The sequence below is a fragment of the Streptomyces lushanensis genome, assembly GCF_001700515.1.
In the GTDB taxonomy this organism is placed as follows: domain Bacteria; phylum Actinomycetota; class Actinomycetes; order Streptomycetales; family Streptomycetaceae; genus Streptomyces; species Streptomyces lushanensis.
The window spans coordinates 37908-48555 of the sequence record NZ_MAUD01000013.1 but is presented as its reverse complement, the minus strand read 5'-3'; the positions used below and the strand labels follow the sequence as shown (position 1 = coordinate 48555).

Annotated in this window: 8 protein-coding genes and 1 pseudogene; 1 reads left to right on the top strand and 8 read right to left on the bottom strand. The window is 68.3% G+C overall.

The window, feature by feature from the left end; all coding sequences use genetic code 11:
• Window positions 1-446: 446 nt before the first annotated feature.
• From BFF77_RS01125 to BFF77_RS36450, 4 genes and pseudogenes are all read right to left on the bottom strand, one after another.
• Window positions 447-2132 carry a ribonuclease J gene (locus BFF77_RS01125; RefSeq protein WP_066942816.1) on the bottom strand — a complete coding sequence of 562 codons (1686 nt, stop codon included), beginning with the start codon at window positions 2130-2132 and terminating at the stop codon, window positions 447-449.
• Window positions 2133-2321: 189 nt separating this feature from the next.
• Window positions 2322-3221, bottom strand: coding sequence for a 4-hydroxy-tetrahydrodipicolinate synthase (dapA, locus tag BFF77_RS01120; RefSeq protein ID WP_066942814.1), 900 nt, complete (start codon window positions 3219-3221; stop codon window positions 2322-2324).
• Between the two features lie 227 nt (window positions 3222-3448).
• Entirely contained in the window at window positions 3449-4366 is a 918-nt protein-coding gene (gene thyX, locus BFF77_RS38020) for an FAD-dependent thymidylate synthase (protein WP_425424323.1), read from the bottom strand.
• Window positions 4364-4663: pseudogene (locus BFF77_RS36450) on the bottom strand (FAD-dependent thymidylate synthase); the annotation flags it as partial. The pseudogene BFF77_RS36450 and the gene thyX, both read right to left, overlap by 3 nt.
• A gap of 265 nt (window positions 4664-4928) precedes the next feature.
• Here BFF77_RS36450 and BFF77_RS01110 point away from each other — a divergent pair.
• Window positions 4929-5477, top strand: coding sequence for a hypothetical protein (locus BFF77_RS01110; RefSeq protein WP_066942810.1), 549 nt, complete (start codon window positions 4929-4931; stop codon window positions 5475-5477).
• Window positions 5478-5640: 163 nt separating this feature from the next.
• Here BFF77_RS01110 and BFF77_RS01105 read toward each other — a convergent pair whose 3' ends face one another.
• The 4 genes from BFF77_RS01105 to BFF77_RS01090 all read right to left on the bottom strand — a co-directional run bounded on the left by BFF77_RS01105 (window position 5641) and on the right by BFF77_RS01090 (window position 10523).
• Window positions 5641-6093: a tetratricopeptide repeat protein gene (locus BFF77_RS01105; RefSeq protein ID WP_066942808.1), complete on the bottom strand. Its 453-nt coding sequence runs from the start codon at window positions 6091-6093 to the stop codon at window positions 5641-5643.
• A 5-nt stretch (window positions 6094-6098) separates the two neighbouring features.
• Window positions 6099-6851, bottom strand: coding sequence for a 4-hydroxy-tetrahydrodipicolinate reductase (dapB, locus tag BFF77_RS01100; protein WP_066942806.1), 753 nt, complete (start codon window positions 6849-6851; stop codon window positions 6099-6101).
• Between the two features lie 73 nt (window positions 6852-6924).
• Window positions 6925-8301: a M16 family metallopeptidase gene (locus BFF77_RS01095; protein ID WP_066942804.1), complete on the bottom strand. Its 1377-nt coding sequence runs from the start codon at window positions 8299-8301 to the stop codon at window positions 6925-6927.
• Window positions 8298-10523, bottom strand: coding sequence for a polyribonucleotide nucleotidyltransferase (locus tag BFF77_RS01090; RefSeq protein WP_066942802.1), 2226 nt, complete (start codon window positions 10521-10523; stop codon window positions 8298-8300). Before BFF77_RS01090 ends, BFF77_RS01095 begins: the two co-directional genes overlap by 4 nt.
• Between the last annotated feature and the right edge of the window lie 125 nt (window positions 10524-10648).

Genomic DNA, 10648 nt, shown 5'->3' with positions numbered 1-10648 from the left:
CATGCTCACAAGGAGCGCGGGCTGCACCACGAGAGCGGAACCACCAGCCGGAATAGGACCGGTGGTTCACAGCGTCCTCGCTGTGTTTATTTCAAAGGAACCTCAACCCGCCAAAACTATTGGCAGGCCGGGGTATCAACATATTTGGCGTTGACTTTTGGCACGCTGTTGAGTTCTCAAGGAACGGACGCTTCCTTCGTACTCACCCTCACGGGCTTTCCTCCGGGCATTTCCCTTCGGTGTTGCTGTCTTGCGTCTCCGACTTTATCAGAGTTATCTGAGCCGGATTTCCCTCTGCCGGAGAAGGGCTCCGGGCGCTTGTTTGCCCGGCTTCCCCCTCAGGTGGAGCCGTAAACGTACTGGAGCGGGGGGCGTCGACGCAAATCGAGGCCCCCCGCTCCCGTAGCCGACGTCAGATGTCGGCCATCGGACGGCAGTTGCCGACGTCAGACCTCGACCACCACGGGGAGGATCATCGGGCGCCGGCGGTAGGTGTCGGAGACCCACTTGCCCACCGAGCGGCGCACGAGCTGCTGGAGCTGGTGCGGTTCCGCGACACCGTCCTGCGCCGATCTGGCGATCGCCTCTTCGACCTTGGGGAGCACGGCGGCGAACGCCGCGTCCTCGATACCGGATCCACGCGCGTGGAAGTGCGGGCCGCCGACGACCTTGCCGGTGGTCGAGTCGACCACCACGAAGACCGAGATGATGCCCTCGTCGCCGAGGATGCGGCGGTCCTTGAGAGAGGTCTCGGTGACATCGCCGACCGACAGACCGTCGACATAGACATAACCGGCCTGGACCTTGCCCACGATCTTGGCCTTGCCGTCGACCAGGTCCACGACCACGCCGTCCTCCGCGATGACGATGTGGTCCTTGGGGACTCCTGTCAGCGCGCCCAGTTCGGCGTTGGCGCGCAGATGGCGCCATTCGCCGTGGACGGGCATCAGGTTCTTGGGCTTGCAGATGTTGTAGAAGTACAGGAGCTCGCCGGCCGAGGCGTGGCCGGAGACATGGACCTTGGCGTTGCCCTTGTGGACGACGTTCGCGCCCCATCTGGTCAGGCCGTTGATCACGCGGTAGACCGCGTTCTCGTTGCCCGGGATGAGCGACGACGCCAGGATCACCGTGTCGCCCTGGACGATCCGGATCTGGTGGTCGCGATTGGCCATGCGTGAGAGCGCGGCCATCGGTTCCCCCTGGGAGCCCGTGCAGACGAGCACGATCTCGTGCTCGGGCAGGTCGTCCAGGGTCTTGACGTCGACGACCAGGCCCGCCGGGACCCGGAGATAGCCGAGATCTCGGGCGATGCCCATGTTGCGGACCATCGAGCGGCCGACGAAGGCGACCCGGCGGCCGTGTTCGTGCGCGGCGTCGAGGATCTGTTGGATCCGGTGGACGTGGCTGGCGAAGCTGGCCACGATGATGCGCTTCTGGGCGCTGCCGAACACCTGCCGCAGGACGTTGGAAATGTCCCGCTCGGGCGGGACGAAACCCGGGACCTCGGCATTGGTGGAGTCGGCGAGCAGCAGGTCGATGCCCTCCTCGCCGAGCTTGGCGAAGGTGGGCAGATCGGTCAGTCTGCGGTCCAGCGGGAGCTGGTCCATCTTGAAGTCGCCGGTGTGGACCGCCATGCCCGCGGGTGTGCGGATGGCGACCGCCAGGGCGTCCGGGATGGAGTGGTTGACCGCGACGAATTCGCAGTCGAAGGGGCCGATGCGTTCCCGGTGGCCCTCGGTGACCTCAAGGGTGTAGGGACGGATGCGGTGCTCCTGGAGCTTCGCCTCGATCAGCGCGAGCGTCAGCTTCGAGCCGATCAGCGGGATGTCCGCCTTCAGCCGGAGCAGATACGGAACACCGCCGATGTGGTCCTCGTGGCCGTGCGTGAGCACGATGCCGTCGATGTCGTCCAGGCGGTCCCGGATGGTGGTGAAGTCCGGCAGGATCAGGTCGATACCGGGCTGTTCCTCCTCCGGGAAGAGCACGCCGCAGTCGACGATGAGCAGACGGCCGTTGTACTCGAAGACCGTCATGTTGCGGCCGATCTCACCAAGGCCGCCGAGCGGGGTGACGCGCAGGCCGTTCTTGGGCAGCTTCGGCGGGGCACCGAGTTCAGGATGCGGATGACTCAAAAGACTCTCCTCACCACACGCGCCACGTACCGCTGAGGCACGTGGCGCGCATGACATTCGTGCACTTGCTGTTGTCTGTGTCGTCTGTTGTGTGCGTTGATCGTTGTCCGTGTTGACCGACCCATCGGTTTGCCGAGGGGGCCGTCGATCCGTGTGCTGTCTTCTCTTATTCAGTTGTGAAGTCAATGATTAGAGCTGTACCCCGCCGGCCACGAGATCGATCTTGAGCTGGGCGGTTTCCTGGGGTGACAGCTCCACGAGCGGAAGCCTGAGCGGTCCCGCGGGCAGCTTCTGGAGCGTGAGGGCGGCCTTGGTGGTGATGACGCCCTGTGTCCTGAACATGCCGATGAAGACCGGGAGCAGCTTCTGGTGGATCTCGGTGGCCTTGTGGACATCGCCGGTGAGGTGGGCGTCGAGCAGCTCGCGCAGCTCCGGGGTGACGACATGGCCGACCACGGAGACGAAGCCGACCGCGCCGACCGAGAGCAGCGGCAGATTGAGCATGTCGTCGCCCGAGTACCAGGCCAGACCGGACTGGGCGATGGCCCAGCTCGCACGGCCGAGGTCACCCTTGGCGTCCTTGTTGGCGACGATGCGCGGGTGCTCGGCGAGACGGACGATCGTCTCGCTGTCGATGGGGACACCGCTGCGGCCCGGGATGTCGTAGAGCATCACCGGCAGGTCCGTGGCGTCGGCGATCGCGGTGAAGTGCCGGAAGAGACCTTCCTGCGGCGGCTTGTTGTAGTACGGCGTCACGGCGAGCAGGCCGTGCGCGCCGGCGCGCTCGGCGGCCCTGGCGAGCTCCAGGCTGTGGCGGGTGTCGTTGGTTCCGACGCCCGCGACGACATGGGCCCGGTCTCCGACCGCTTCCAGGACGGCCCGTACGAGCTGGTCTTTCTCCGCGTCACCGGTGGTCGGCGACTCACCGGTGGTGCCGTTCAGGACCAGGCCGTCGTTGCCCGCGTCCACGAGGTGGACGGCGAGCCGCTGGGCGCCGTCGAGGTCGAGTGCGCCGTCCGCCGTGAAGGGCGTGATCATGGCGGTGAGGACCCGGCCGAAGGGGGTCTGCGGAGTGGAGATCGGAGCCATGGGTAACACGCTACTCGCTGCTCAGCCCACCGTGTCCCTTTGGGGGACGGGACAAGAGGAGCCCGGCACTGCCTGCTCGGGGGTTCAAGCAGTGCCGGGTCCGTTTGATCAGCCTAGATGAACTTCTCGAAACGCCGCAATCCGGGCGCTTCGCCCGACCGACCGCACACCTGTGCTCGGGCCGACCGAACAGGGTCCAGGTCCTGTCCGAAGGTGCCGGACAGGTCCTAGGGTGCGATTCGGCCGTTGGCGTTGAAGGCCGCGTGGGTGAGGGGCATGAGCTTCGCCCAGTGCTCCTCCATCCGCTCTCCGACCATCTCGATCTCCCGCTGCGGGAAGGACGGGACCTTCGCCTGTTCGTGCTGGGTGCGCAGGCCGAGGAAGTGCATCAGCGAGCGTGCGTTGCAGGTCGCGTACATCGAGGAGAACAGGCCGACCGGCAGGACCGCGCGGGCCACCTCGCGGGCCACGCCCTCGGCCAGCATGCGCTGGTACGCCTCGTACGCCTGGAGGTAGGAATCCCGCATCGCGCGCCCGGTGAGCTCCTGCTGCGCGGCGCTGCCCGGCACGAATTCGTACTTGCCGGGCCTGCCCCGCTGGACCAGCTTGCGGTCCTCTGCGGGGACGTAGAAGACCGGCTGGAGGTTGCGGTAGCGGCCCGATTCCTCGTTGTACGAGTTGTGCACGACGATGCCGTTGGCGAGGAAGTTGTGCCAGGGGCCCTCGACGGACAGGTCGTACGTCGTCTCCTCGCCGTCGTCGGCGATCGAGACGATCGCGTCCGGCACGGTGTCACGCTCCGTGGCTTCGGCCAGTACCGCGTCATCCGTGGTGAGCTCACCGGCTTTGCGCCAGCCGTCCGGGGTCAGCACGGCGTGGTCCACCGTGGAGCGCAGCTCCCGCCCGGCGGCCGTGGTGATCCTGATCAGCGGTTTCACGCCCGACTCGATGACGTCGACGATCCGGGCCCGGCGCCCGGTCAGGGTCTCCTCGTCGTAGCAGCGGACCTGCGGCAGACCGGCTCCGGCGTCTCGGCGCCGGAGCCGGTGGAGATCCGCGATGGTGCTGCGGCGGAGCGTCCCCGATTCGCCCTCCAGGGTGATCTCGGTTTCGCCGGCGAGGCACCAGCCCACGCGGTGACGCATGAACTCACGGAAGACGAAGATCGGGGCGCTGATGAAGAAGGTCATCGAGTTGTGCTCGAAAGGGCTGCCGTGGCGGTCCCGCATCAGAAAGTTGATGAGCCCCTTCGAGCGCTCGGGATCCTTCGACACCTCTTCCAGGGACTGCTCTCCCGCCGTGGAGACGCGCGCGGCCCACAGGACGTCGGTGTCGCTGGCGGAGTGCTTCAGCAGCTCGACGGTGACATCGCCGCGGAAACTCGGCTTCGTCTCCGCTGGGGTGTCGGCGGGGGTGTCGCTCACCGGCGGGGGTCCTTCCATTCGCGTCGCTCGGGCGGCGCCCACTCTACGTGGCGGCTCCGACAGCGAGGGCCGGGCGGCCACGGGTGGCCTTCCTTGGCCAATCCGGGGAATTCGGGCACCGAATGAGCTCGTCGTGCGTCCTACCCGGTAACAACTTCCCCGGGAGCGGCGTGCGTCACAAGGCGCTGACTCGTCCGGCCCCCCTGGGGTGGTCCGGTGCGGTGCGCGATCGATAGCCTCACCGGGCACAGCAATCGAGCGTGCTTGTGAGTGAGGATCAGTCGTGCCCCTGCCCTTCCTGACGGCCGACCGGGCTTTTGACGCGACCACCGAGGATGTCGCGCTGCCGTTCGACGATCACGATCATTGGCGGCGTCCGTACCGCCCCGGCCCCTGGCGGGTGGTGGCGGCGGCGCTGCTTCTGCTGCTCGCCTCCTTCGTTCTGCTGGCGACGATGATCATCGCCTTCGCCGGTGCCCTGCCGGGCACCGTGGTGTGTCTGACGGTCGCCGCGGTGATGATCGCCGTCGCGCTGCGGCTGCTGCGGGTCGGCGCGTGGGTGAGCCGACACGGCGTGCGTCGGGTCGCCCTGCTGCGGACCTCGACCGTGGCGTGGGACCAGATCACCGCCGTACGGACGGTCCAGCAGCCGGTGCGCTGGCTCGGGCTGCCGCGTACGGTCCAGGGCCAGGCGCTTGTCGTCGTACGCCGCAGGGGTGAGGCGCTGCCGGTGCTCACCGACCACAACGGGGACTTCCTGGCGCGGCCGGAGGCCTTCGACCGGGCGGCCGACACGGTCGAGGCCTGGGGCGACGAGTACCGCCGTCCCTGACCTGCCCCGCCGAGGGTCCGAGGCGTGCCGTCCTCGCCCCGTGGCCGTACAGCCCGTACAGCCCGTGAACAGTTGAGCGGGGTCCCGCCTGGAGAGGTGGGACCCCGCTCTTCGTTTTCGACTCTTCGTGTTCGAGGGTGGGGCTGGTGTTCGGCGGTGGGGCTCAGGCCCGGACCGGTTTGCCGTCGTGGAGCGCGATGGCTCGCTGCATCGCCTTGCGGGCGCGCGGGGTGTCCCGCGCGTCGTGATAGGCGACCGCGAGCCGGAACCAGCAGCGCCAGTCGTCGGGCGAGTCCTCCGTCTGGGCCCGGCGCTCGGCGAAGACGGCGTCCGCGGACTCCCGGTCGATCCGGCCGCCGGCCGTACGGACCAGCTGGTCCACCGGCAGCCCGCCCTCGGCGTCGAGCTCCGCCGCCAGTCGGTTGGCACGGCTGACGAACTGGGTGTTCTTCCAGAGGAACCAGACGCCGATGACCGGCAGGACCAGCACCGCCGCCCCCAGGGCCACGGTGACCCAGGTGCCCTGCCGGATCAGCAGTACGCCCCGGCTGCCGACCAGGACGAAGTACACGACGAGGACGGCGGCCGTGACGCAGTAGGTGATCTTCGCGCGCATGGGTGTCAGTTCAGATCGAGGAAGTGTTCCAGGCCGTGGGTGAGCCCGGGCGTGGAGACCACACGGCGTACCCCGAGCAGGATGCCCGGCATGAAGCTGCTGTGGTGCAGGGAGTCGTGGCGGATGGTGAGGGTCTCGCCCTCGCCGCCGAGGATGACCTCCTGATGCGCCAGGAGACCGCGCAGCCGTACGGAGTGCACCGGCACCCCGTCGACGTCCGCGCCCCGTGCGCAGTCCAGCGTGCTGGCCGTGGCGTCGGGCTGCGGGCCGAGTCCCGCCTCCGTACGGGCCGCGGCGATCATCTGGGCGGTGCGGCGGGCGGTGCCGGAGGGCGCGTCGACCTTGTTCGGGTGGTGCAGCTCGATGACCTCGACGGACTCGAACCAGCGCGCGGCCGCCTCGGAGAACTTCATCGTGAGCACCGCGCCGATGGAGAAGTTCGGTGCGATCAGCACACCGGTCTCCGGAGAGTCGTCCAGCAGGGTGCGCACCCGCGCGAGCCGTTCGTCCGTCCAGCCGGTGGTGCCGACGACCGCGTGGATGCCGTGGCGTACGCAGAAGCCGAGGTTGTCCAGCACCGCGGCGGGCGTGGTCAGCTCCACCACGACCTGGGCACCGGACTCGGCCAGGGCCTCCAGCTTGTCGTCCCGGTCGAGGGCGGCGACCAGTTCCATGTCGTCCGCGGCCTCGACGGCCCGTGCGGCCTCGGAGCCGATACGGCCCTTGGCACCGAGGACTGCCACACGCAGCTTGCTCATTGGTCTGCTTCCTTACGGCTTCGGCTTGGCTACGGCTTCACAGTGCGGATTGCGGTACACGGGCGGGTGCGGGTCACGAGACGGCTTCGTCGAGGCGTGCCGCCTGCTTGTCCTTCAGCGGGCCTATCACCGACAGCGAGGGACGGTGTCCCAGTACATCGCGGGCCACCGCGCCCACCTCGTCCGGGGTGACCGCGGCTATCCGGCCCAGCATCTCGTCGACCGACATCTGGGCGCCCCAGCACAGCTCGCTCTTGCCGATGCGGTTCATCAGCGCGCCGGTGTCCTCGAGGCCGAGGACGGTGGATCCGGAGAGCTGGCCGACGGCGCGGCGGATCTCCTCGTCGCTGAGCCCTTCGGCGGCGACCCGGTCGAGTTCGTCGCGGCAGATCCTCAGCACGTCGTGGACCTGGCTGGGCCGGCAGCCCGCGTACACCCCGAAGAGTCCGCAGTCGGCGAACCCAGAGGTGTACGAGTACACGCTGTAGGCGAGTCCGCGCTTCTCCCGTACCTCCTGGAAGAGGCGGGAGCTCATCCCGCCTCCGAGGGCGGTGTTCAGCACGCCGAGGGCCCAGCGGCGCTCGTCGGTACGGGACAGCCCCGGCATCCCGAGGACCACATGGGCCTGCTCGGTCCTGCGGTCGAGCAGATCGACCCGGCCCGCGGTGCGTACCGCGCGCCGGCCCTCGCGGGGCGCCACGGGCGTGGCGTCCGTACGGGAGAGGGCGCCCGCCTTGTCGAACGCCTTGCGGACCTGCCGTACCACCGTGGCGTGGTCGATATTGCCCGCGGCGGCGACGACGAGATGCCTCGGGTCGTAGTGCTTCTTGTAGAAGCGTGCGATCCGGTCGCGGTCCAGGCTGTTGATGGTCTCGACGGTGCCGAGGACCGGCCGGCCCAGCGGGGTGTCGCCGAACATGGTGTGCGCGAAGAGATCGTGCACACAGTCGCCCGGGTCGTCCTCGGTCATGGCGATCTCTTCGAGGACCACACCACGCTCGGCGTCGACGTCGGCGGCCTCGATGAGCGATCCGGTGAGCATGTCGCAGACGATGTCGATGGCCAGCGGCAGATCGGTGTCGAGCACCCGCGCGTAGTAGCAGGTGTACTCCTTCGCCGTGAAGGCGTTCATCTCCCCGCCGACCGCGTCGATGGCGGAGGAGATGTCCAGGGCGCTGCGCCTGCTGGTGCCCTTGAAGAGGAGGTGCTCCAGATAGTGGGTGGCGCCGTTGAGCGCGGGGGTCTCGTCGCGCGAGCCGACCTGGACCCAGATGCCGAAGGTCGCCGAGCGGACCGAGGGCAGGGTTTCCGTGACGACGCGCAGACCGCCGGGGAGAGTGGTACGGCGGACCGTGCCGATGCCGTTCTCCCCCTTGAGCAGGGTTTGGGTACGGGCGACGGCCCGCGCCTCCGAGGAGGTGCGGGCCGTCGCCTGGAAGCCGGCTGTCACTGGGTCGCGTCGTCCTTCGCCTCTTCGGCGTCCTCGGCCTCTTCGCCCTCGATCACCGGGATGAGGGAGAGCTTGCCGCGCTGGTCGATCTCGGCGATCTCGACCTGGACCTTCTGGCCGACACCGAGGACGTCCTCGACGTTCTCCACACGCTTGCCGCCGGCGAGCTTGCGGATCTGCGAGATGTGCAGCAGACCGTCCTTGCCCGGGAGCAGCGACACGAACGCGCCGAAGGTGGTCGTCTTGACGACCGTGCCCAGATAGCGTTCGCCGACCTCCGGCATGGTCGGGTTGGCGATGCCGTTGATCGTGGCGCGGGCGGCCTCGGCGGCCGGTCCGTCGGCGGCACCGATGTAGATGGTGCCGTCGTCCTCGATCGTGATGTCGGCGCCGGTGTCCTCCTGGATCTGGTTGATCATCTTGCCCTTGGGGCCGATGACCTCGCCGATCTTGTCCACCGGGATCTTGACGGTGATGATCCGCGGGGCGTTCGGGGACATCTCGTCCGGGACGTCGATGGCCTCGTTCATCACATCGAGGATGTGCAGGCGGGCGTCCCTGGCCTGCTTCAGCGCGGCGGCCAGGACCGAGGCGGGAATGCCGTCGAGCTTGGTGTCGAGCTGGAGCGCGGTGACGAAGGTCTTCGTACCGGCGACCTTGAAGTCCATGTCGCCGAAGGCGTCCTCCGCACCGAGGATGTCGGTGAGGGTGACGTAGTGGGTCTCACCGTCGATCTCCTGGGAGATCAGGCCCATGGCGATGCCGGCGACGGGCGCCTTGAGCGGCACACCGGCGTTCAGCAGCGACATGGTGGAGGCGCAGACCGAGCCCATGGACGTGGAGCCGTTGGAGCCCAGCGCCTCGGAGACCTGGCGGATGGCGTACGGGAACTCCTCGCGCGTCGGCAGCACCGGTACGAGCGCGCGCTCGGCCAGGGCGCCGTGGCCGATCTCGCGGCGCTTCGGCGAACCGACACGGCCGGTCTCACCGGTGGAGTACGGCGGGAAGTTGTAGTTGTGCATGTAGCGCTTGCGGGTGACCGGGGAGAGCGTGTCGAGCTGCTGCTCCATCCGGAGCATGTTGAGGGTGGTGACGCCCAGGATCTGAGTCTCGCCACGCTCGAAGAGCGCCGAACCGTGCACGCGCGGGATGGCCTCGACCTCGGCGGCGAGCGTACGGATGTCCGTGACGCCACGGCCGTCGATACGGACCTTGTCCTTGATGACGCGCTCACGGACCAGGGACTTGGTCAGCGAGCGGTAGGCGGCGGAGATCTCCTTCTCGCGGCCCTCGAACTGCGGGAGCAGCTTCTCGCCTGCGAGGACCTTGACCCGGTCCAGCTCGGTCTCGCGCTCCTGCTTGCCCGCGATGGTGAGCGCCTGGGCCAGCTCGGACCTGACGGCCGAGGTGAGCGCCTCCAGGACGTCGTCCTCGTAGTCGAGGAAGATCGGGAACTCGCCGGTGGGCTTGGCGGCCTTGGCGGCGAGGTCCGACTGCGCCTTGCAGAGGACCTTGATGAAGGGCTTCGCGGCCTCGAGACCGGCGGCGACGATCTCCTCGGTGGGAGCCTCGGCGCCGTCCTTGACGAGCTGGATGGTCTTCTCGGTGGCCTCGGCCTCGACCATCATGATCGCGACGTCGCCGTCGTCCAGCACCCGGCCGGCGACGACCATGTCGAAGACGGCGTCCTCCAGCTCCGTGTGCGTCGGGAACGCGACCCACTGGCCCTTGATCAGCGCGACACGGGTGCCGCCGATGGGGCCGGAGAAGGGCAGGCCCGCGAGCTGCGTGGAGCAGGAGGCGGCGTTGATCGCGACCACGTCGTAGAGGTGGTCGGGGTTGAGCGCCATGATCGTCTCGACGACCTGGATCTCGTTGCGCAGGCCCTTCCTGAAGGACGGGCGCAGCGGGCGGTCGATGAGCCGGCAGGTGAGGATGGCGTCCTCGGAGGGACGGCCCTCGCGGCGGAAGAAGGAGCCGGGGATCTTGCCGGCGGCGTACATCCGCTCCTCGACGTCCACCGTCAGGGGGAAGAAGTCGAGCTGGTCCTTGGGCTTCTTGGAGGCGGTGGTGGCCGACAGCACCATGGTGTCGTCGTCCAGGTAGGCGACGGCGGAGCCGGCGGCCTGACGGGCCAGCCGGCCCGTCTCGAAGCGGATGGTGCGGGTGCCGAAGGTTCCGTTGTCGATAACGGCCTCGGCGTAGTGGGTCTCGTTCTCCACTAGTGATTTCTCCTCGTCTTCGTCCGGTGCCCGTGTGGCAGGGGACGTGGCGGAGAAGCGCTCCTTGGTGCGGGCCGGTCTTCGATCGAAGCACCCGGGACCGCGGCATGGGCCGCGCGTCCTTC

Excerpts from the sequence above, each read along its gene's own strand:
- dapB (WP_066942806.1), bottom strand. The coding sequence starts at position 6,851 with ATGAGCAAGCTGCGTGTGGCAGTCCTCGGTGCCAAGGGCCGTATCGGC.
- thyX (WP_425424323.1), bottom strand. The coding sequence starts at position 4,366 with ATGCGTCACCGCGTGGGCTGGTGCCTCGCCGGCGAAACCGAGATCACC.
- BFF77_RS01105 (WP_066942808.1), bottom strand. The coding sequence starts at position 6,093 with ATGCGCGCGAAGATCACCTACTGCGTCACGGCCGCCGTCCTCGTCGTG.
- dapA (WP_066942814.1), bottom strand. The coding sequence starts at position 3,221 with ATGGCTCCGATCTCCACTCCGCAGACCCCCTTCGGCCGGGTCCTCACC.